Source organism: Streptomyces sp. CA-250714 (assembly GCF_050936705.1).
Taxonomy (GTDB): Bacteria; Actinomycetota; Actinomycetes; order Streptomycetales; family Streptomycetaceae; genus Streptomyces.
In genome coordinates this window covers 2,401,974-2,423,236 of the sequence record NZ_JBNJMI010000002.1, presented here as the reverse complement: position 1 = coordinate 2,423,236, position 21,263 = coordinate 2,401,974, and the positions used below count along the sequence as shown (strand labels likewise).

19 protein-coding genes and 2 pseudogenes are annotated in these 21,263 nt (G+C 70.4%); 8 read left to right on the top strand and 13 right to left on the bottom strand.

The window, feature by feature from the left end:
- Window positions 1-37: 37 nt before the first annotated feature.
- Window positions 38-421: a histidine triad nucleotide-binding protein gene (locus ACQEU8_RS29785; RefSeq protein WP_433106525.1), complete on the top strand. Its 384-nt coding sequence runs from the start codon at window positions 38-40 to the stop codon at window positions 419-421.
- A gap of 14 nt (window positions 422-435) precedes the next feature.
- Entirely contained in the window at window positions 436-1,356 is a 921-nt protein-coding gene (locus ACQEU8_RS29780; RefSeq protein ID WP_433106523.1) for a ribonuclease Z, read from the top strand.
- A 55-nt stretch (window positions 1,357-1,411) separates the two neighbouring features.
- Here the strand turns inward: ACQEU8_RS29780 and era are convergent, their stop codons facing one another.
- Genes era through ACQEU8_RS29765 form a run of 3 tightly spaced genes read right to left on the bottom strand, consistent with a single transcriptional unit; the run spans window position 1,412 to window position 3,744 of the window.
- Window positions 1,412-2,386 (bottom strand): GTPase Era, encoded by a 975-nt coding sequence (gene era, locus ACQEU8_RS29775; RefSeq protein ID WP_433106521.1) that lies wholly within the window; start codon window positions 2,384-2,386, stop codon window positions 1,412-1,414.
- A gap of 49 nt (window positions 2,387-2,435) precedes the next feature.
- Complete coding sequence (locus ACQEU8_RS29770) at window positions 2,436-2,807, bottom strand: cytidine deaminase (RefSeq protein WP_433106519.1); 372 nt, start codon at window positions 2,805-2,807, stop codon at window positions 2,436-2,438.
- 55 nt (window positions 2,808-2,862) lie between these two features.
- On the bottom strand, window positions 2,863-3,744 hold the full coding sequence (locus tag ACQEU8_RS29765; protein ID WP_433106517.1) for a helix-turn-helix transcriptional regulator: 882 nt from the start codon (window positions 3,742-3,744) through the stop codon (window positions 2,863-2,865).
- Between the two features lie 84 nt (window positions 3,745-3,828).
- On the opposite strand from ACQEU8_RS29765, the gene ACQEU8_RS29760 reads away from it, so the two are divergent.
- On the top strand, window positions 3,829-5,313 hold the full coding sequence (locus ACQEU8_RS29760) for an MFS transporter (RefSeq protein ID WP_433106514.1): 1,485 nt from the start codon (window positions 3,829-3,831) through the stop codon (window positions 5,311-5,313).
- Window positions 5,314-5,419: 106 nt separating this feature from the next.
- Here ACQEU8_RS29760 and ACQEU8_RS29755 read toward each other — a convergent pair whose 3' ends face one another.
- From ACQEU8_RS29755 to ACQEU8_RS29725, 7 genes are all read right to left on the bottom strand, one after another.
- Window positions 5,420-6,229, bottom strand: a complete 810-nt coding sequence (locus ACQEU8_RS29755; protein WP_433106512.1) for a hypothetical protein — start codon at window positions 6,227-6,229, stop codon at window positions 5,420-5,422.
- A 215-nt stretch (window positions 6,230-6,444) separates the two neighbouring features.
- Window positions 6,445-6,807, bottom strand: coding sequence for an MmcQ/YjbR family DNA-binding protein (locus ACQEU8_RS29750; RefSeq protein ID WP_433106510.1), 363 nt, complete (start codon window positions 6,805-6,807; stop codon window positions 6,445-6,447).
- Between the two features lie 43 nt (window positions 6,808-6,850).
- Window positions 6,851-8,188 (bottom strand): hemolysin family protein, encoded by a 1,338-nt coding sequence (locus ACQEU8_RS29745; protein ID WP_433106508.1) that lies wholly within the window; start codon window positions 8,186-8,188, stop codon window positions 6,851-6,853.
- Complete coding sequence (gene ybeY / locus ACQEU8_RS29740) at window positions 8,185-8,685, bottom strand: rRNA maturation RNase YbeY (RefSeq protein ID WP_433106505.1); 501 nt, start codon at window positions 8,683-8,685, stop codon at window positions 8,185-8,187. The genes ACQEU8_RS29745 and ybeY overlap by 4 nt, the downstream gene beginning before the upstream one ends.
- A gap of 12 nt (window positions 8,686-8,697) precedes the next feature.
- Entirely contained in the window at window positions 8,698-9,783 is a 1,086-nt protein-coding gene (locus ACQEU8_RS29735; RefSeq protein WP_433106503.1) for a PhoH family protein, read from the bottom strand.
- Between the two features lie 178 nt (window positions 9,784-9,961).
- Window positions 9,962-10,825, bottom strand: a complete 864-nt coding sequence (locus ACQEU8_RS29730; RefSeq protein ID WP_433106501.1) for an isocitrate lyase/PEP mutase family protein — start codon at window positions 10,823-10,825, stop codon at window positions 9,962-9,964.
- A 211-nt stretch (window positions 10,826-11,036) separates the two neighbouring features.
- A complete protein-coding gene (locus ACQEU8_RS29725) occupies window positions 11,037-12,290 on the bottom strand; it encodes a PfkB family carbohydrate kinase (protein WP_433106499.1) in 1,254 nt (417 codons plus the stop codon).
- A 459-nt stretch (window positions 12,291-12,749) separates the two neighbouring features.
- Here ACQEU8_RS29725 and ACQEU8_RS29720 point away from each other — a divergent pair, with 459 nt between their 5' ends.
- Window positions 12,750-13,541, top strand: coding sequence for an HAD family acid phosphatase (locus tag ACQEU8_RS29720; RefSeq protein WP_433106497.1), 792 nt, complete (start codon window positions 12,750-12,752; stop codon window positions 13,539-13,541).
- A gap of 62 nt (window positions 13,542-13,603) precedes the next feature.
- Here ACQEU8_RS29720 and ACQEU8_RS29715 read toward each other — a convergent pair whose 3' ends face one another.
- Together ACQEU8_RS29715 and ACQEU8_RS29710 are read right to left on the bottom strand one after the other, a co-directional pair.
- Entirely contained in the window at window positions 13,604-13,882 is a 279-nt protein-coding gene (locus ACQEU8_RS29715) for a protealysin inhibitor emfourin (RefSeq protein ID WP_433106495.1), read from the bottom strand.
- Window positions 13,883-13,959: 77 nt separating this feature from the next.
- Window positions 13,960-15,057 (bottom strand): M4 family metallopeptidase, encoded by a 1,098-nt coding sequence (locus ACQEU8_RS29710; RefSeq protein ID WP_433106493.1) that lies wholly within the window; start codon window positions 15,055-15,057, stop codon window positions 13,960-13,962.
- 302 nt (window positions 15,058-15,359) lie between these two features.
- Here ACQEU8_RS29710 and leuA point away from each other — a divergent pair, with 302 nt between their 5' ends.
- Both leuA and ACQEU8_RS29700 read left to right on the top strand, forming a co-directional pair.
- A complete protein-coding gene (leuA, locus tag ACQEU8_RS29705; protein WP_433106491.1) occupies window positions 15,360-17,153 on the top strand; it encodes a 2-isopropylmalate synthase in 1,794 nt (597 codons plus the stop codon).
- Window positions 17,154-17,304: 151 nt separating this feature from the next.
- On the top strand, window positions 17,305-17,973 hold the full coding sequence (locus ACQEU8_RS29700) for a TerB family tellurite resistance protein (protein ID WP_433106489.1): 669 nt from the start codon (window positions 17,305-17,307) through the stop codon (window positions 17,971-17,973).
- A 61-nt stretch (window positions 17,974-18,034) separates the two neighbouring features.
- Here ACQEU8_RS29700 and tnpA read toward each other — a convergent pair.
- Window positions 18,035-18,534, bottom strand: a pseudogene (gene tnpA, locus ACQEU8_RS29695) (IS200/IS605 family transposase).
- A gap of 27 nt (window positions 18,535-18,561) precedes the next feature.
- On the opposite strand from tnpA, the pseudogene ACQEU8_RS29690 reads away from it, so the two are divergent.
- Both ACQEU8_RS29690 and ACQEU8_RS29685 read left to right on the top strand, forming a co-directional pair.
- Window positions 18,562-19,806: pseudogene (locus tag ACQEU8_RS29690) on the top strand (RNA-guided endonuclease InsQ/TnpB family protein).
- A 61-nt stretch (window positions 19,807-19,867) separates the two neighbouring features.
- Window positions 19,868-21,220: a GH1 family beta-glucosidase gene (locus tag ACQEU8_RS29685; RefSeq protein WP_433106487.1), complete on the top strand. Its 1,353-nt coding sequence runs from the start codon at window positions 19,868-19,870 to the stop codon at window positions 21,218-21,220.
- Window positions 21,221-21,263 lie beyond the last annotated feature (43 nt).

Sequence of the window (21,263 nt, the reverse complement as noted above, 5' to 3'; positions counted from 1 at the left end):
CCCGGGGCCCCAACCTGCGCTCGGGTAACATCCCGGCATGGCTTCCAACGGAGAACCGCAGCAGGACTGCCTGTTCTGCAAGATCGTCGGCGGTGAGGTACCCGCGACGCTGGTGCGGGAGACCGATACGACCGTCGCGTTCCGGGACATCAACCCGCAGGCGCCCACCCACGTGCTGGTGATCCCGAGGGCGCACTATCCGGACGCGGTCTCCCTCGCGGCGGCCTCCCCGCAGCTGATCGCCGATGTGGTGCGGGTGGCCGGTGAGGTGGCGGAGATGGAGAAGATCGCCGTGCCGCACGGCGGCCCCGGCACCGGGTACCGGGTGGTCTTCAACACCGGTTCGGGCGCGGGCCAGACGGTCTTCCACGCACACGCGCACGTTCTCGGGGGCCGTGGCCTCGAATGGCCGCCCGGGTGAGGCGGTGAGGCGGGTTGTCGGTGCGAGAGCTGATCGTGCTGGGGACCGCCAGCCAGGTGCCCACCCGGCAACGCAACCACAACGGATATGTGCTGCTGTGGGACGGCGAGGGCATCCTGTTCGATCCCGGTGAGGGCACCCAGCGGCAGATGCTGCACACCACCGTCGCCGCGCACGATCTGACCCGTATCTGCCTGACGCACTTTCACGGCGACCACACGCTCGGGCTGCCCGGCGTCATCCAGCACATGAGCCTCGACGGGGTGCCGCACGAGGTGACGGCGTACTTTCCGGCGAGCGGGCGCCAGTACTTCGACCGGCTGCGCCATGCCACCCCGTTCCACGACACGGTGCGGCTGCGCGAGGCGCCGATCGCCGGTCCCGGGGTGCTCGCCGGGGGCGCGGAGGAGCCTCAGTTGCCGTTCACCCTGGAGGCGCGCCGGCTCTCGCACCGTATCGACACCTTCGGGTACCGGCTGACGGAGCCCGACGCCCGCCGGATGCTGCCCGGCCTGCTGGCCGAGCGCGGTATCAGCGGTCCTGACGTGGGCCGTCTCCAGCGCGAGGGGGAGCTGCGCGGGGTGCGGCTGGAGGAGGTCAGCGAGCCGCGGCGGGGCCAGCGCTTCGCCTTCGTCATGGACACCCGGCTGTGCGAGGGGGTGTACGAGCTGGCCGAGGGCTGCGACATGCTCGTCATCGAGTCGACGTTTCTGCAGGCCGACACCGAGCTGGCCGAGGTCTCCGGGCACCTGACGGCCTTTCAGGCGGGTCGGGTGGCCGCCGAGTCGGGAGTACGGCATCTGGTGCTGACGCACTTCTCGCAGCGCTACCAGGACACCGCACTGTTCGCCGCCGAGGCCCGCGCAGCCGGGTTCGAGGGCGAACTCACAGCGGCCCAGGACCTGATGCGGATCCCGGTGCCCAAGCGCGGCTGAGCCTTGGCCGCGGTCGGCCGCGGATGTGCGGAACTGCCGCAGATGTACGGAACCCTCAGAAGCCGAGCCGGCGCAGCTGCTTGGGGTCGCGCTGCCAGTCCTTGGCGACCTTCACATGCAGATCGAGGTAGACCGGCGTGCCCAGCAGCGCCTCGATGTGCCGGCGCGAGGTGCTGCCGACCTCCTTGAGGCGCTTGCCCTTGGGGCCGATGACGATGCCCTTCTGGCTGGGGCGCTCGATGAAGATGTTGGCGTGCACGTCCAGCAGCGGGCGGTCCGCCGGCCGGTCCTCGCGGGGCACCATCTCCTCGACGACCACCGCGATCGAGTGCGGCAGCTCGTCCCGTACGCCCTCCAGCGCTGCCTCGCGGATCAGCTCGGCGACCATGACCTGCTCGGGCTCGTCCGTCAGATCGCCGTCCGGGTACAGCGGCGGCCCCTCGGGCAGCAGCGGCACCAGCAGATCGGCCAGCAGGCCCACCTGTGAGCCCTCCGTGGCGGAGACCGGGACGATCTCCGCCCACTCGATGCCCAGCTCCCGCCCGAGCTGGTCGACGGCGAGCAGCTGCTCCGCCAGCGCCTCGTTGGACACCAGATCGGTCTTGGTGACGACGGCGACCTTCGGTGTGCGCTTCCTCAGCCCGGCCAGCTCGCCCGCGATGAACCGGTCGCCAGGGCCGAGCTTCTGGTCGGCGGGTACGCAGAAGCCGATGACGTCGACCTCGGCCCAGGTGGTGCGGACCACGTCGTTGAGGCGTTCGCCGAGCAGGGTGCGGGGCTTGTGCAGGCCCGGGGTGTCCACCAGGACGAGCTGCGCCTCCGGGCGGTGCACGATGCCGCGCACCGTGTGCCGGGTCGTCTGCGGCCGGGTGGAGGTGATCGCGACCTTCGTGCCCACCAGCGCGTTGGTCAACGTCGACTTGCCCGCGTTCGGGCGGCCGACGAAGCAGGCGAAGCCCGACCGGTGTGGCGGCGCTTCGCGCGGAGTACCGCCTTCTGTAGTGCTGGCGGCGGCAGAAGATGCGTTCATGACGACCATTGTCCCCGATGAACGGGGAGGCCCGGCCCTGGGCCGGGGCTCAGCCCGCCTGCACCGTCGAGCGGACCTCGCCGTCCGGCCCCGCGAGCAGCACCGGGGTGCCGGGCCCGCCCAGGTCCCGTACGGTCGCCAGGTCCTCGGCCGGGAGCTGCTCCGCCTCGGAGACCACGGCCGCCGCCTCCAGGGACGTGGCGCCCGAGGCCACCGCCATCGCCACGGCCGTGCGCAGCGCGGACAGCTCCAGCGAGGGCAGCGCGACCGACCCCGCGACGTAGGTACGCCCCGTCTCGTCCCGTACGGCGGCGCCCTCCGGCACGGCGTTGCGGGCGCGGGCGCTGCGCGCCAGGGTGACGATCTTGCGGTCTTCCGGATCCAGCCCGGCGGTGCTCTGGTCACTCATGACGGCGAGCATATGCGGTGGCCACGACACCCTTGCCGGGTGCCTCGTCCCGCGGCTGCCGGGCGGCTCACCCCGCGACCCGGTGGATCGTGGCGCGGCGCACCTCGGGCTCGGCCAGCCGCTGGAGCTTCTCGGCAGTGCCGGTGCCCGCGACCGGGTTGTGCAGGATGAGCCTGAGATCGGGCCGGGCCGGCACCTGGAGCGTCGTCGACTCGAAGTGCAGCGCACCCACCACCGGATGGTCCAGCTCCTTGATCCGCTGCCCCGGACGGGACACATCGGCCAGCTCCCACAGCCGGCGGAAGTCCGCACTGTTCGCCAACAGCTGGTCCAGCAGCAGCTGGAACCCCTCGTCCTCGGGCCACTCCGCCAGCGAGGCGCGCAGCTCGGCGACGACGCCCGGAGCGTTCTGCTCCCAGCTCTTCGAGCGGGCACGATAGCGCTCGTCGCAGAAGAAGTTGATGATGCAGTTCTCCTGCGCGTCCATGCCCATCACCAGTCGCGCCGACTCGTTGAGCCCGACGGCGCTGAAGTACGGGTCCATGATGTGCGCCGGGTACGGCATCCAGCCGTCGATGAGCCGCTGCATCCCGTCGCACAGATAGTCGCGGTCGTACTCCGACTCGGGCAGCGGCGGGTTGAGGCCCGCCAGTACGTACAGATGCCGGCGCTCGGCGGGGTTCATCCGCAGCACCCGCGCCACCGCGTCCAGGACCTGCGGCGAGACGGTGATGTCCCGGCCCTGCTCCAGCCACTGGTACCAGGAGGCGCCCACCCCGGCGAGCACGGCCACCTCCTCGCGGCGCAGCCCCGGGGTCCTGCGCCGCGCGCCCCCGTCCGGCAGCCCGGCCTCGGCGGGGGAGACCCGGGCCCGGCGGGAGCGCAGGAATGTGCGCAGCTCCTGACCGCGCCGGGTTCTCTCCGGTCGATTCCTCGGGGCACTGGCCACCTGATCCCCTCCCTGAGTGGTGGTGCGGGCACCACCATAAACAGCAGCTCCCCACGGTGTGTTCCGCGCCAGCAGGCTGTGATCATGCCAACGACCGCTTCCGTACCGGAGACGACCGCGCCCGAGCCGGTCACCGAATCCGTCCGTTCCGAACAGCCGGCTGTATCCCATCGCTTCACCCCGCGCGAGGTGCTGCTCCTCGTGGTGCTGTGCGCCTCGCAGTTCCTCGTCGCGCTCGACTTCTCCGTACTGAATGTCGCGCTGCCCGTCCTCGGCCCCGACCTGGGGCTGGGCGAGGCCGGACTGCAGTGGGCCGTCACCGCGTTCGCGCTGCCCACCGGCAGCTTTCTGCTGCTCTTCGGCCGCCTCGGCGACCAGCTGGGCCGCCGCCGTACGTTCCTGACCGGGCTGGCCGTCTTCACCGGCGCCTCGGTGCTGGCGGCGCTCGCGCCCAACGCGCCGCTCTTCCTGGCCGGGCGTGCCCTCCAGGGGCTCGGTGCCGCTGCGCTGGTGCCCACCGGCATGGCGCTGATCACCACCTCGTTCGCCGAGGGACCAAAGCGCACCAAGGCGCTGAGCATCAACGGTTCGCTGATGGCGCTGGGCTTCACCGTCGGCATGGTCCTCGGCGGCATCCTGACCGACACCCTCGGCTGGCGCTCCACCATGGGACTGCTCGGAGTGGGCGGCGTGCTGGTGCTGCTGGCCGCGCCCCGGCTGCTGAGCGAGAGCCGGGGGCAGCGCACCCGGCTGGACGTGCCCGGAGCACTCACCGTGACCGGCGGGCTCTTCGGCATCGTCTACGGGCTGTCCACCGCAGCCGAGGAGGGCTTCACCCGGCCCGACGTTCCTGCCGCGATCGTCGGCGGACTGCTGCTGCTCGCGCTGTTCGTCCGGGTGGAGGCCCGTAGCGCGGAGCCGCTGCTGCCGCTGTGGATGCTGCGCCGCCCCTCGGTCGCCTTCGGCAATCTGGCCGGGCTCGTCACCGTCTCGATGATGACCGCCGTCGTCTTCCTGATGACGCTCTACCTCCAGGACCTGCTGGGCGTCTCCGCGCTCGTCTCCGGGCTCGTCTTCGGCGTGCAGGGGCTCGCCTCCGTCGCGGGCGGCGCCCTCGCCCCTCGGATCGCCCGCCGGATCGGTGCCCCGCGCACCCTCGCACTGGGCCTGCTCGGCCAGGGTGTGCTGACCGCGGCCCTGCTGGGTCTGGGCGTCGAGAGCGGGCTGTGGCTGGTCGTGGCCGCCGTCTCGCTGGCCAGCGGGCTGCATCTGGTGGCCGTCGTCACCTACGGCGTCACCGCCACCTCGGGTCTCGACGACGCGGACCAGGGCCGTGCCACCTCGCTGGTCACCAGCGCCATGCAGCTCGGGCTGGCCCTCGGTATCCCGCTGCTGAGCGCGCTGTCCGTCGGCTGGGCGGGCGTCCTCCGGGAGGGCGGCACCCCGGCCGCGGATGCCACCCTGGGAGGGATCAAGCTCGGCCTCGGCGCCGACACCCTCGTCCTCCTCGCCATCGGCACCTTGGTGGCCCTCACCTTGGGCCGCCGCGGGTCTGCTGCGCAGCGCTAGCCGGGGGGCGCGCCCCGTCAGGGGCGCGGGGAACTGCGCGACAAGCCACAACGCGCCCGCAGCCTGCGGACAACGGGCAGGGGCACCCCCTCCGCAGCACAGCCCTCTATTCCGGCGGCACCGTCGGCGAGGGAGTGCGCCCGGCGGTCACATCCTTGAGCCGCTCGGCGGCGGCCCGCGCCGCCCGAGCGGTCAGCGCCTTGTCGCCCTCGCCGACAGACAACAGCGCCAGCCCCGTCGTGGACTGCTTCACCCGCGCCAGCACCAGGTCGAGGGTGAGCTGCTTCCCATCGGCCGGGCCGCCCCTGGCGGCCCCCCGCAGCCGGGCGCACGCGCTGTCGGCACCGGGCTCGACCTTCAACGGGGAGACGGTGAAGTCGACGGTCACCGCGTTGTTCTTCGCGGTGAACTTCTTACAGCTGGACCGCACACTTTTGAAGGTGCTCAGCGCCCGTTTCGAACCGTCGCCGTCCGCCTTGTCGTAGGAGGCGATCTCGCTGGAGAGGTACGGACCGTTCGCGCTCCTGCGGTAGTCGCGGGACGCGTCGGTCCGCGCCTCATGCCGGTCCAGGTCGCCGCCGAGGGCGTCGAGCAGCTGCTTGCAGTTGCGGTCCCTGGTGCTCAGATCGTCGGGTGCGTCACCCGCTGCCGTGGAGTCGTCCAGGTCCGCGTGCCGCCAGCCGGCCGGCAGATTGCCCTCGGCCAGCAGCGAGGCCCGGGCCTGCTGCTCGCTGAGCGGCCCGGACACCTTCGAGGGCGAACCGGTCGGAGTGGCGCCGGTCTTCGTCGGCGGCGGCGAGGGCGAGGGGGTCTTGCCCGGCCCCGCACCATCGTCGTCGCCGCAGCCCGATGTCAGGGCCAGCAAGGCGGCGGCGACCAGGGCACCGGCGACGGGGGAGCAGCGTGCAGCGCGCATGGGATCGCCTTTCGGACGGCCTCTCCCTCAACCCACCAGCCGCAACCCGCGACCGCGAGCCGGGGACCGCCGAACAGGTGGCGGACGGCGGCGCACCGGGACCGTCAGCTCAGGCCGCAAGCAGCTCCCGCACCGAGACCGTCAGCTCAAGCCGCAAGCAGCTCCCGCACCGGGACCGTCAGCTCAACCCGCAGGCGGCTCCCGCACGGGGACCGTCAGCCCTGCCCCAGCCGCAGCCGCTCCCACCGCGGCAGCCCGGCGACCACCAGGTCGTAGGAGTCCTCCACCATCTCCCGCACGGTCACGTCCGGAACGCTCCCGTCGAGGGTCACCGTGTTCCAGTGGCGCTTGTTGAGGTGCCAGCCGGGCCGCACCGCCGGGTACGACTCGCGCAGCCGCACCGCGATCTCCGGATCGCATTTGAGGCTCACCCGGAGCGGGTCCTCGTCCAGGGCGCTGAGGGCGAAGATCTTCTTCCCGACCTTGAAGGTGGCCAGCCCCGGGTGCCCGGGGAACGGATAGTCCTCCCACGCACCGTTCTGCTCCAGGCAGCAGGCTCTGAGCTCTTCCGGCGTCATGACCTCAGCGTAGGTGCCGCCTGTGACAGCAACCGCCGGGCGCTCAGCTCTCGCTGAGCGCCGTGCTCTCCTCGCCGTCCGCCCGCACCGGCTCGCGTACCGGCTCGACGAGCACCGTCACGATCTTGTTCCGGCGGCCCGCCGGGGACTCGGCCGTCAGCCGCAGGCCCGTCAGGGTGGGGTCGGAGCGGTCCTCGGACACATCGACCGTGCTGGTCGCACCCGCGATCGGCACCCGGCCCAGCGACTTGGCGAGCAGCCCGCCGACCGTCTCCACGTCCTCGTCGTCCAGCCCCGTCAGCCCGAACAGCTCGCCCAGATCGCCGATGTCCAGCCGCGCGGTGACCCGGTAGCGGCCGTCGCCCAGCTCCTCGACCGGCGGCAGTTCGCGGTCGTACTCGTCGGCGATCTCCCCGACGATCTCCTCCAGGATGTCCTCGATGGTGACGATCCCGGCCGTGCCGCCGTACTCGTCGATCACCACGGAGACATGGATCCGGTCCTGCTGCATCTCCCGCAGCAGATCGCCCGCGTTCTTGGTGTCCGGCACGAAGGTGGCGGGCCGCATCGCGGTGGAGACCAGCTCGGTCTCCGCATCCCGGCTGATGTGCACCTTCCGGGCCAGGTCCTTGAGGTAGACGATGCCCACCACGTCGTCCTCGCTCTCCCCGACCACCGGAATCCGCGAGAAGCCCGAGCGCAGCGCCAGCGTCAGCGCCTGCCGTATCGTCTTGAACCGCTCAATGGTGATCAGGTCGGTACGCGGGACCATCACCTCGCGCACCAGCCGGTCGCCGAGCTGGAAGACGGAGTGCACCATCTTCCGCTCCTCGGCCTCGATCAGCGACTCCCGCTCGGCGAGGTCCACCATCGCGCGCAGCTCCGCCTCGCTGGCGAACGGTCCCTTGCGGAAGCCCTTCCCCGGGGTGAGCGCGTTGCCGAGCAGGATCAGCAGCTGCGGCACGGGGCCCAGGATGCGGGCCAGCGGCAGCAGTACGTACGAGGCGGCCGTGGCCGTGTTCAGCGGGTGCTGGCGGCCGATGGTGCGCGGCGAGACGCCGATGGCGACGTAGGAGACGAAGACCATCACTCCTATGGCCACGGCCAGCGCCTGCCACGTGCCGTCGACGGCCCGCAGACACTCGTACGTCACCAGCGAGCCGGCCGCCACTTCGCAGGCCACCCGCATCAGCAGGGCCAGGTTGAGATAGCGCGTCGGTTCGGCGGCGACCGCCGCGAGCTTCGCGCCGCCGCGCCGGCCCTGGCGTACCGCCTCCTCGGCCCGGTAGCTGGTGGTACGTGCAAGGCCCGCCTCCGCGCAGGCGGCCAGCCATGCCACGATCACCAGCAGGACGACGGCGGCGACGAGTGGTGTGCTCACGATGTCGTCGTGGGGGCCGGTGAGGGCCCGGACAGGCCGTGCTCGGCGCGCCAGCCGTCGACGATCGCGGACTGCAGGCCGAACATCTCGGCCCGCTCGCCGGGCTCCTCATGGTCGTAACCCAGCAGATGCAGCACCCCGTGCACGGTGAGCAGTTGCAGCTCCTCGTTCATGGAGTGCTTCGTCGGAGCGTCCGCGCCCTGCTTCTCGGCCACTTCCGGGCACAGCACGATGTCACCGAGGAGGCCCTGCGGGGGCTCCTCCTCGTCCCGGGACGGCGGGCGCAGCTCGTCCATCGGGAAGGACATCACATCCGTGGGTCCCGGCAGATCCATCCACTGCCGGTGCAGCTGCTCCATGGTGTCCGCGTCGACAGCGATCACCGACAGCTCCGACAGTGGATGGATACGCATCCGGGCCAAGGCGTAGCGGGCGATGTCGAGCACCGCCTCCTCGTCGACCTGGCGGCCGGACTCGTTGTTGACGTCGATCGACATGGTGGTTGCCGGTTACTTCCTCTTGCGGTGGCCGCGGTTCGCGTGCGCGCCCGCGCCCGCGTTGTCGCCCTCGGCCGGACCGGGCTGCTGCTGGGCGTTGTCGTAGCGGTCGTACGCGTCGACGATACGGCCCACCAGCTTGTGCCGGACCACGTCCGTGCTGGTCAGCAGCGAGAAGTGGACGTCCTCGACGCCTTCCAGGATCTCCCGCACCTGGCGCAGCCCGCTCTTCGTCCCGCCCGGCAGGTCGATCTGGGTCACATCGCCCGTGATCACGATCTTCGAGTCGAAGCCGAGCCGGGTGAGGAACATCTTCATCTGCTCGGGGTTCGTGTTCTGCGCCTCGTCCAGGATGATGAACGCGTCGTTCAGCGTCCTGCCGCGCATATACGCCAACGGCGCCACCTCGATCGTCCCGGCCGCCATCAGACGGGGGATCGAGTCGGGGTCGAGCATGTCGTGCAGCGCGTCGTACAGCGGCCGCAGATACGGGTCGATCTTCTCGTAGAGCGTGCCCGGCAGATAGCCGAGCCGCTCGCCCGCCTCGACCGCGGGCCGGGTCAGGATGATGCGCGTGACCTGCTTGGCCTGGAGCGCCTGCACCGCCTTGGCCATCGCGAGATACGTCTTTCCGGTGCCGGCCGGGCCGATGCCGAAGACGACCGTGTGCTTGTCGATGGCGTCCACATAGCGCTTCTGATTGAGCGTCTTGGGACGGATCGTTCGGCCCCGGTTGGAGAGGATGTTCTGGGTGAGCACCTCGGCGGGTGTCTCGTCGGCGGCGCCGGCGCCGCTCTCCTGCGCGCGCAGCATGGAGATCGAACGCTCCACCGCGTCCTCCGTCATCGGCTGGCCGGCGCGCAGCACCAGCATCATCTCGTCGAACAGGCGCTGGACCAGAGCGACCTCCGCGGCGTTACCGGTCGCGCTGATCTCGTTGCCCCGGACATGGATGTCCGTACCGGGGAACGCGTCCTCGATCACGCGCAGCAGAGAGTCTCCGGAGCCCAGCACCGTGACCATGGGGTGCGTGGGTGGCACGGTGAAGCGGGCTGTCTGCTGCCCGGATCCGGCCTGGGATGGGGTTGTCTGCGTCATGGGCGGCCTCTGGGGCCTGCTCATCTCCCTCGCTGCGGCGTTCTTCCACTACGGCTCCAGGGTACGACGCCACTCCGACACCGCTCATCGGATTTGCGCAGGGGCGGGACGCAGAGGGCAGACGGAGTTTTACGTTCGTAAAACAGCTCCTGGCAGGCCGTGGCCGGGCACGCCGGGGTCAGACGGAGACGAGCTCGGGGTCGCGCGGGTGGTGTCTGCTGATGTTCTTCTCCAGCAGCTCGGTGGAGGCCCGAACGCCGACCGAGCCGGCGACGAACTCGGGCAGCCGCCCGTCGGCCGCCTTGAGCTCGGTGAGCGCGGCGTCGATCGCGGCGTGCGCGGCGAAGAGGCAGGGGGTGCTGTAGATCGCCACCTGGTACCCCAGGTCGGTCAGTTCGGACAGCGAGAGCCGCGGGGACTTGCCGCCCGCAATCTGATTGAAGAGCAGGGGCTTGTCGCCGGTGACCGCGCGGATACGGCGGATCCACTCCGTGCTGCGCACCCCGTCGACGAGGACGACGTCCGCTTCGGTCGCCGCCAGCGCCTCGGCCCGGCGCACGATGTCCGCCTCCTCCGTGGCATCGGTGCGGGCGACCACCACGAGGTCCTGCCTGCTCTCCAGTACGAGGTGCAGCTTCTCGAGGTACTCCTCCAGGGGCAGCAGCAGTTTCCCGTCGGCGTGGCCGCACCGGCGCGGACGCTTCTGGTCCTCCATGACGACCCCGGACGCTCCGGCCTTCTCCAGCCGCTGGACGACGTGGCAGGCGACCTCGGGATCCACGTAGCCGTCGTCGATGTCCACCAGCAGATGCTGGGCTGGAAAGGCCAGCCGCAGCCGTTCCAGGAAGGCCACCATGTCCGGCCAGGCGATGAAGCCCATGTCCGGCAGCCCGTAGTGCGAGGCGGCGAACCCGAATCCCGAGACGAAGAAGCCGTCGAAGTGCTGGGCGGCGACGGACGCGGAGTACATGTCGTAGATCCCGATGAGCGGTGTCGTACCGGGAGAGCGGATTTCCTCCCGCAGCGCGTTTCCGTAGCGCATCGCGTGTCCTTTCGAGGAGGGAGGAGGGACGGCAGGGACAGCGGGGCCGGGGCTCGCCGGAGGCGTCGCGGCGGCGGCGTGCGCCACTGTGTACCCATACAGAAAGTTGTTGGGTGTTTACCCTGTGTTGCGGCGGTTTATCCGGCTCGCGCTCCCGGGTCACCCCGCGGTGTCCTCCCGGACCGCAGGCCCGGCACGGCAGCGCGCGGGCTCAGCCCTCGCGGTCGCAGCCCCGCCGGAACCCCAGCGTGGGTACGGCACGCCGCGGCGGAGCCGATGCCGCGCAGTCGGTGAGGATGCGGCTCAGGAACCCGTAGTGGCGGCAGTCGGGTTCCTGGGAGCCCACCCGGCGCCACCAGCCGGCGATCTCGGGCCAGCCGGGCGCCGAGAGGGAGCCGCCGAACTCCTGGACGGACAGCGCGGCGGTCAGCCCGGCGAAGGCGAGCCGGTCGGCCAGCGGCCACCCGGCGAGGCTGCCGGTGACGAACCCCGCGACGAACACATCGCCCGCGCCCGTGGTGTCCAGCGCCTCGACGGTGATGCCCGGCACGCTCGCGGTCTCCCCGGTGCGCGCGTCCACCGCGTACGCACCGTCGGCGCCCATGGTGACCACCGCGACCGGGACGTGCGCGGCGAGGGCGTGCGCGGCGGCCTGCGGGGTCTCGGTGCGGGTGTAGCGCATCGCCTCGGCGGCGTTGGGCAGGAACGCCTCGCAGTCGGGCAGTTCGGCCAGCGCCGCCAGATCCCAGCGGCCGGTCTCGTCCCAGCCGACGTCGGCGAAGATACGGCTGCCGCGCCGCGCGGCCGTCGCGATCCACTCCTGGGCGCGCCCCGGCACCAGCGAGGAGACGCACGCGGTGGCCGGTGGCGGGCATTCCGGGGCGTCCGGGTCGTAGGCGGTGGCCGCGTTCTTGGGCGGGGCCTCGTGGCCGTGCGAGATCATCGTGCGTTCGCCCTCGTACGCCATCGAGACGGTGACGGGCGAGTGCCAGCCGGGGACGGTGTGGGAGAGGGAGAGGTCGATGCCCTCGCCCGCCTCCAACTCCTCGCGGCAGTAGTCGCCGTACATGTCGTCGCCGAACGCGGCGGCGAGCGAGGTGCGCAGGCCGAGGCGGGCGAGCGCGGTGGCCATGTTGGCGATGCCGCCGGGTGAGGAGCCCATGCCGCGGGCCCAGGACTCGGTGCCGCGTACGGGAGCCGAGTCGAGCCCGGTGAAGATGATGTCGAGGAAGACGGTGCCGGTCAGATACACGTCCCAGCGGGGGGCGTCCGGCGGGCGGACCGCTGCCAGCGGGTCGAACAGCGGCCGGGAGAGCGCGGCGCGGTGCGTCTGCCGCGGGTGTGCGCGGGAGGGGAGTGGGCGGGCCGGGTGCCCGGGATGCGGGGAATGTGCCGCGCCCCTGCCGGACTGGCCCGGCATGGGACGACCGGCCTCGGGGGTCCTGCGCGTGCTCACCGTGCTCACCGTGCCTTCCGGCGTCGACCGTCGACTTCGCCGTCCCCGTCCCGCCCCGGCCTGCGGCCGCGGGGCGTACCTGCCGACCGTGCGGCGTGCCACCGACCATAGTGCGTCCGCGGCGCCGCCGGTGCGCGCGCAGAGGCGTTCCCCCGCACGGGATCGCGGGGCGGGAGGGGCGGGAGAGGTGCGTGGGGCGGTAAAGTGACGGCCCTGGTGGCCTCGTGGACGCGTTCCGTAAGCGAGCGACTACCAGCGGTGACGCGAGTTCCGGGGTTCGCCACCGTCCCGCTCGCGACGTCGTCGGCCTCCCAAGATGTGCCTCCGTCGGCGAGCCGGAGCCGGTGCAGTTTTTACGAAGCGTTGAATCTCCGCGCGTAGATGAGTCGTTGTGCGCGCTGTTACGTTCCCGGAGATCACGGGGTTTCATGCCCCTGCCAACTGCCAGTCGCCGCGAGGAGCCGCGCAATGCCCCGTTCTCTCCGATCAGTTCTGCCCCTCGTGGCCGTCGCCGCCGTCGCGGGTACGGCCTTCTTCGGGGTCGGCCAGGCCACGGCAGATCACGCGGCGCCCAGGACCGACAAGGAGATACCCAATCTCGATCAGGTGAAGACCAAGATCGAGGCGTACTACGGCGACATCGAGACCCCGGACGGCGAGCACTACGCCTCGCCGCACAGCAACTACGCCGAGCAGACCCGCGGCATCGCCGCGAAGGCCCGCAAAGACCTCGAAGGCGACCTGCGCAAGTACCGCTCGGGGAACGGCTCGAAGAAGAAGCCCGCTGTCGTGTTCGACGTGGACGACACCACGCTGCTCACCTACAACTTCGAGCGCCGGATCGGCTACCACTTCACGCCCGAGGCGCAGGACGAGTATCTGCGCACCGAGAACATGGACCCGGTCTTCGGTATGCGCAAGCTCGTCAACTGGGCCGACAGCAAGGGCATCACGGTGTTCCTGGTGACCGGGCGCAAGGAGTACCAGCGCGACTGGAGCGTGCGGAACCTGAAGAAGGTCGGCTACAAGAACCCGGTCGGCAAGGACCGCTTCTTCCTCAAGAACGAGGAGCACCCGCCGCCTTACCTCGACTGCGGCAGCGACTGCACGACCGTCGAGTACAAGTCGGGCACCCGCAAGCACATCGAGGACCAGGGCTACGACATCCTCGCCAACTTCGGCGACCAGTACAGCGATCTGAAGGGCGGGTACGCGAACCGGAAGGTCAAGCTGCCCAACCCCATGTACTACCTGCCCTGACCGGCAGCGCCTCGCCCGGACGAGCTGCCCTTGACCCGGGAGGGTCAGGGGCAGCGGGGCGCTCAGGCTCCTTCCTTGAGCACCTTTCTCACCAGGGTGGACTGCGCCTCGGTGAGCTTGGGGTCGGCGAAGTGGGCGGTGGCGGCCGAGGAGCCGGTCTCGATGCTCACCTCGTAGTGGAATCCGTCGGGCACGCCCATCGGCGCCTCCCGGAGCCCCTCGCGCACCGCCTGGTCGGCCAGGCGCGCGAGCTCCTCGGCGTCGGGCCGGCCGGCGGTCTCGAGGGTGGCCCGGCGGGTGAGCCCGCCGAAGCCACCCGTGCGGATGACAGTGATACGCATACGTCCATCTTCCCGGCGATCCGCCCGCACGTTAAGTGCCGGAACGGCAGCTTCGGGCGGACGGCGTCAGCTGTCCGTCACTCCGCCGTCACACCCACCTCGGACCAGCACTTGCGTACCGCCTCGTGCTCGTCGCTGCCGTCGCCGTAGCGGGACTTGGCGGCCTCGGTGGTCGCCGCGGCGAACCCCGCGAAGTCCGTTTCGGGCTGGAGCGAGCCGCCGGTGAGGGTGTCGTACCAGATCTGGCCCGCGCGCTCCCAGGCGTTGCCGCCCAGGTCCACGGCGAGCTTGTAGAAGGCGTGGTTGGGGATGCCGGAGTTGATGTGCACCCCGCCGTTGTCGGAGCCGGTGTTGACGTAGTCCTCCATCGTGGCCGGCTGCGGGTCCTTGCCGAGGACGTCGTCGTCGTAGGCCGTGCCGGGCGCCTTCATCGAGCGCAGGGCCTCGCCCTCCACCCGTTCGGTGAACAGTCCGGAGCCGATCAGCCAGTCTGCCTCCTGTGCGCTCTGGCCCAGGCTGTGCTGTTTGATCAGCGAGCCGAAGACGTCGGAGACCGACTCGTTGAGCGCTCCGGGCTGGCCGAAGTACTCCAGGTTGGCGGTGTACTGGGTCACGCCGTGGGTCAGCTCGTGGCCGATGACGTCGACCGGCAGGGTGAAGTCGCGGAAGATCTCGCCGTCGCCGTCGCCGAAGACCATGCGCTCGCCGTCCCAGAAGGCGTTGCCGTACTCCTCGCCGAAATGCACGGTCGCGTCCAGGGGCAGCCCCGCGCCGTCGATCGAGTAGCGGTCGTAGACGCTCAGGAAGAGCTCGAAGGTGGCGCCCAGACCTGCGTAGGCGCGGTTGACCGAGGCGTCCTGGACGGGCCCGGAACCCTCCTCGCGGACCGTCTTGCCGGGCAGCTGCTCCGTGTTCTCCGCGTCGGAGATGGTGCGCTGCGGCTTGCGGTCGGCGGGGTCGATGTCCGGCGCGGACGGTGCTGCCGCGAGGAGGCCGTGACGCACCGTGGTGATCCGGCGCCGGGTGCGCTGCGTCGCGTCCCGCTCGAGGGTGCGCCGGGCCGGCCTGGAGAGGACGTCGTCGCTGTGCCTGGACACCTGGTCGAGGAGGTGTGGAGGCACGATGGTGCAGAAGACGGGATGGGTCTGCGATGAGTGCGCGCGATGTGCGTTCATAGAAAGCAATGTGGCACTGGGTTACCGAGCTGTCACCGGTAGCGGCCATGATTCGCACAAAACGGTGTTGAACGGGCCGCCGGGATGTCCTTTTCGCCGACATCACGGCGACATCCCGCATGGTGATACGCCACTGGCTGCACAGCAGGGCTCGGCTATGCTGCCAACATCATGCGTTTCGGGCTGCTTCTTCTTAGCTGCCGCGGCGAGGGTCTGTAGCCACCGCGAGGCCGACCCCCTCCCCGCGGAGTTCAGTGCTGTCGTCGGTCTTGGAACAGCCACCTCACAGGAGCCTGAACGCCATGACATCCCAGCAGCCGGCCCGCTCTGCCCGCCCGACCCAGGCGCCCATCGGCCGCGCCACCCCGCTCACCGCCGCCTCCGTACGCCAGCGCCCCTCCGGGATGCCGGTCCACAGGTACGGGCAGTACGAGGCCGTCGACCTGCCCGACCGCACCTGGCCGGGCAACCGGATCACCAAGGCCCCGCGCTGGCTGTCGACCGATCTGCGGGACGGCAACCAGGCGCTGATCGACCCGATGTCCCCGGCCCGTAAGCGGGAGATGTTCGACCTGCTGGTCCGAATGGGCTACAAGGAGATCGAGGTCGGCTTCCCCTCCTCGGGCCAGACCGACTTCGACTTCGTGCGCTCCATCATCGAGGAGGACGCGATCCCCGAGGACGTGACGATCTCCGTCCTCACCCAGGCCCGCGAAGAGCTGATCGAGCGGACCGTCGAGTCACTGAAGGGCGCCCACCACGCCACGGTGCACCTGTACAACGCCACGGCCCCGGTCTTCCGCGAGGTCGTCTTCCGCGGCACCCGCGACCAGGTCAAGCAGATCGCCGTGGACGGCACCCGGCTGGTGATGGAGTACGCGGAGAAGCTGCTGGACGACCGCACCGTCTTCGGCTACCAGTACAGCCCGGAGATCTTCACCGACACCGAGCTGGACTTCGCGCTGGAGGTCTGCGAGGGCGTCATGGACGTATGGCAGCCCGAGGACGGCCGCGAGATCATCCTCAACCTGCCCGCCACCGTCGAGCGCTCCACACCCAGCACGCACGCCGACCGTTTCGAGTGGATGGGCCGCCACCTCTCAAGGCGCGAGCACGTATGCCTGTCCGTGCACCCGCACAACGACCGCGGCACCGCCGTCGCCGCCGCCGAGCTGGCCGTGATGGCGGGCGCCGACCGCGTCGAGGGCTGTCTGTTCGGGCAGGGCGAGCGCACCGGCAACGTCGACCTGGTGACGCTGGGCATGAACCTGTTCAGCCAGGGCGTCGACCCGATGATCGACTTCTCGCAGATCGACGAGATCCGGCGCACCTACGAGTACTGCAACCAGATGGAGGTGCACCCGCGCCACCCGTACGTGGGCGACCTCGTCTACACCGCCTTCTCCGGCTCCCACCAGGACGCCATCAAGAAGGGCTTCGACGCCATGGAGGCCCGCGCCGCCGAGGCGGGCAAGAGCGTGGACGAGATCGAGTGGGCCGTTCCCTACCTGCCCATCGACCCCAAGGACGTGGGCCGCTCCTACGAGGCCGTCATCCGCGTCAACTCGCAGTCCGGCAAGGGCGGCATCGCCTATGTGCTCAAGGGCGAGCACAACCTGGATCTGCCCCGCCGGATGCAGGTGGAGTTCTCGAAGATCATCCAGGAGAAGACCGACACCGACGGCGGCGAGGTGACGCCCGCCGACATCTGGGCGATCTTCCAGGACGAGTATCTGCCGACCCCCGAGAAGAGCTGGGGCCGTATCGCACTGCGCGGCGCGCAGACCTCCACCACCAGCGAGGGCGCCGACGCGCTGACCGTCGAGGCGATGGTCGACGGCGAGCCCGTGGTGCTCAGCGGCACCGGCAACGGCCCGCTGGCCGCCTTCTTCGACGCGCTGCACGCCGTCGACCTGGACGTACGCCTGCTCGACTACGTGGAGCACACCATGAGCGAGGGCGTCGGCGCCCAGGCCGCCGCCTACATCGAGTGCGCCATCGGCGGCCAGGTCCTGTGGGGCGTCGGCATCGACGCCAACATTGTGCGAGCCTCCATCAAGGCCGCCGTCTCCGCCGTGAACCGCGCCTACAGGTAAGGGTTTCCGCACGGAATGTCACCCACCGGGCGTCGGCGGCACGCGACTTGGGGAGACCGAAAACGGCTCCAGGGGCTGTCTCCGGCGCCCGGCTGTGGTTAATATCACGTCACCCGGCGACGTTGCCGAATCGTGATGGAGGTGCGAGGCCATGCGCCAACGACCCTTCCGTGTACGTCTCGCAGGGGTCCGCACGAGCTGGCGCACCCTCGACGACGGCGACTTCTTCTGCCCCGGCTGCGGAGGTGACCGCCGCTACCGCAGGCGCACGGGGCGGCGCCGGTTCGTCGTACTGGGCCTCCCGCTGATCCCGCGCGGCCTCGCGGGGCCCGTGGTCGAATGCGTGGCCTGCCGCGGCCACTTCGGCGCCGACACCCTCGACCGGCCCACCACCGGGCGGCTCGCCACAATGCTGCGCGAGGCGGTGCACAGCGTGGCGCTCGCCGTGCTGGCGGCCGGCGGTTCGGACGCGCGCGCCGCCCGTGAGACGGCCGCCGAGACCGTACGGGCCGCAGGCTTCCCCGGCTGCACCGAGGAGGAGCTGACCGCGCTGCTCGCCGCGCTCACCGCGGAGAGCAGACAGCACGGCCACGGCAGGATCTCCCTGGAGATCGAACTGCACGAGGTGCTCGCCCCGCTCACCCCGCATCTGGCCGTACCGGGCCGCGAGAGCCTGCTACTGCAAGGGGCGCGGATCGCGCTGGCCGACGGGGTGTACTGCGCGGCCGAGCGCGAGGTGCTGACCACCATCGGACGGGCGCTGGAGCTCGGTGCCGAGGACGTGGACCGGCTGCTGGCCCAGGCCCGTACCCCCTCCTGACGGCCCGTCCGCGCCGGTCGCTCCGCACGGTTACCGGGACTCTTGCAGAAGGCCCCGGCGTTCACGCCGGGGATGAATGCATCTCCAGACTGCTCTGACGTGCACTTTGGAGCGGACGTTTTTGCTGCTCGATGTACTGGCGGACGATCGCCAATGGTGCTCCGCCGCACGACGCGGAGAAATACGAGGGTGACCACAGGTGTCCGTGCATGATGGTGCGGTTGGTCCGGCCGGTGGATTCTTGCCGTATCCGGCGGGCGGAGACGCCCTTGAGGCTGTTGACCAGCTTCGAGACGGCGACCTTGGGCGGGATGGGGTCTCCCCTGCTCGAACGAAGTTGAGAGCTTGGGGAAGCACCAGGAGGTGGACGTGATCGTGTTCGCCGTTGAACTTCTTCAGCTCCGCCTCGAAGTCCTCGCAGACCTTGCGCATGATCTCTTCGCAGCGCGTCAGCATCTCGTCGTTGAACACCCCGCGCCGGTACTTTGTCACAAAGACCAAGTGGACATGCATCGCCGAAAATACGTGTCTGCCACGCCTGTAGTCGTTCCTCTCATCCATGAGACCAATCGTCGTAGGATCCTGGGTGTGCAGCTCCGCTACAACTACCGGGCCTACCCGGACGCCTCCCAGCGCCGTGCGCTGGCGCATGCGTTCGGGTGCGCCCGCGTGGTGTGGAACGACTGCCTGCGCGACCGCAAGGAAGCGCACGCGGCGGGGCTGCCGTAAGTGAAGTCGGCCGAGCTGTCCCGGCTTCGCATCACCCGGGCCAAGCGCACCCAGGAACGCGCCTGGCTCGCCGAGGTGTCAGCCGTCGTCCTGCAACAGTCTCTGCGGGACCTGGACACTGCCTACAAGAACTTCTTCGACTCGATCAAGGGCAAGTGGCAGGGCCGCAAGGTCGGCCCGCCCCGCTTCAAATCGAAGAAGGACACCCGGCAGTCGATCCGCCTCAACACCAACGCCTTCTCGCTTCAGGAGAACGGCACGGTGTACGTGGCCAAGGTCGGCAACCTCAAAGTCAAATGGTCCCGCCGGCTTCCGGCCGCACCCACGTCCCTGACCGTCACCAAAGACAGCTCCGGCCGGTACTTCCTCAGCTTCGTCGTCGAGACCGAGCCGGACATCCTTCCCCAGGTGGAGGCAGAGTGCGGTATCGACCTCGGCCTGTCCGCCTTCGCCGTCCTGTCCGATGGCCGGAAGATCGACAGCCCCCGCTTCCTGCGCCGGGCCGAGAAGAAGCTCAAGCGGCTTGGGCGGGAGCTGTCCCGCAAGGCCAAGGGATCGAAGAACCGGGCCAAGGCCCGCATCAAGGTCGCACGCCAGCACGCCCGCGTGGCCAACCGGCGCCGGGACTGGCACCACAAGGCATCCACACAGATCATCCGCGACAACCAAGCGGTGTACGTGGAAGACCTCGCGGTGTCCGGCCTCGGGCGCACCCGGCTCGCCAAGTCCGTGCACGACGCGGGATGGTCCGCGTTCGTCGGCATGCTGGAGTACAAGGCGGTCAAGCACGGCCGCGCCTTCGCCAAGGTGGACCGGGCCTTCCCCTCCTCTCAGGTCTGTTCGGCCTGCGGATTCCGGGACGGGCCGAAGCCCCTCCACGTCCGGGAGTGGACGTGCGGCGTGTGCGGCACCGTGCACGACCGCGACCACAACGCAGCCCGCAACGTTCTCTTCGAAGGACGCCGTATCGTCGCCGCCGGACGGGCGGAGACACTAAACGCCTGTGGAGTGCCGGTAAGACGGGCACACGTGCCCGCACAGCGCGGTGAAGCAGGAAGCCCCCGGAAGGGTCGGACGACCCAGGCTGGAATCCCTGGACTCTAGGCCAGGGAGCACGTCAAGCACGGGTATTGACTCCTGACCGGGACGCTGGTGGGCTCCCGGCATGACGAGCCGACAGCCGCTGCCCGCCTTCCCCGACGGGTTCCTGTGGGGCGTGTCGACCTCCGCGTTCCAGATCGAGGGCGCGACAGACGAGGATGGGCGCGGGCCGTCGGCCTGGGACGCCTTCGTCCGCGAACCCGGCCGGATCAAGGACGGCAGCGACGCCGCCGTCGCCACCGACCACTACCACCGCTGGCCCGAGGACGTCGCGCTGCTGCGCGAACTCGGCGTCGGCGCATACCGGTTCTCGATCTCCTGGCCCCGCGTGCTGCCCTCCGGCAGCGGACGGGTCAACGCACCGGGGCTCGACTTCTACGACCGGCTCGTCGACACCCTGTGCGAAGCCGGTATCCAGCCGGCGCCCACCCTCTTCCACTGGGACACCCCGCTCGCGCTGGAGGAGGGCGGCGGCTGGCTGCGACGGGAGACGGCGCAGCGGTTCGCCGACTACGCCGATACGGTCGCCGCCCGCCTCGGGGACCGGGTGGCGCACTGGATCACGCTCAACGAGCCCGCCGAAGTGACCCTGCTCGGCTACGGCCTCGGCGTGCACGCGCCCGGCAAGCGGCTGCTGTTCGACGCGCTGCCCGCCGCGCACCACCAGTTGCTCGGGCACGGACTGGCCGTCCGCGTACTGCGAGCACACGGCGCCCGCTCCATCGGCATCGCCAACTCGCACGGACCCGTCCAGCCGCTGTCCGACAGCGCGGCGGACACCGGCGCGGCCGACTTCTACGACACCGTCAGCAATCGGCTGTTCGCGGATCCGCTGCTGCTGGGGCGCTACCCGGATCCGGAGCTGGCCGCGCTGCTGCCGGGGCCGGTCGACGAGGACCTGAAGGTGATCGCCGAACCCCTCGACTGGTACGGCGTCAACTACTACCAGCCCACTCTGGTCGGCGCGGGGGACTCCGCAGGCGACTTCGCGGGCATCGGCATCCCCGCTGGACTCCCCTTCGCCTTCCACGAGATACCCGACCGGGAGCGGACCGGGTTCGGCTGGGCCGTCGTCCCCGAGGGGCTCACCCAGACGCTGCGCACACTGCGCGACCGGTACGGCGACCGGTTGCCGCCCGTCCTGATCACCGAGAACGGCTGCGCGTACCCCGACCGCACCGAGGACGCGCGCCGTATCTCCTTCCTCGACGCCCATCTGCGTGCCCTGCACACGGCACTGGCCGAAGGGATCGATGTACGCGGCTACTTCGTCTGGTCGTTGCTGGACAACTTCGAATGGGCCGAGGGCCGCACGCAACGCTTCGGGCTCGTGCACGTGGACTACGCGACGCTGGAGCGCACCCCCAAGGACTCCTTCCACTGGCTGCGCCGCGTGGTGCGAGGGCCCAGCCGCTGACCGGCCACGGGCGGGCTCGGAGGGGGAGACCCACGGCGGGAGT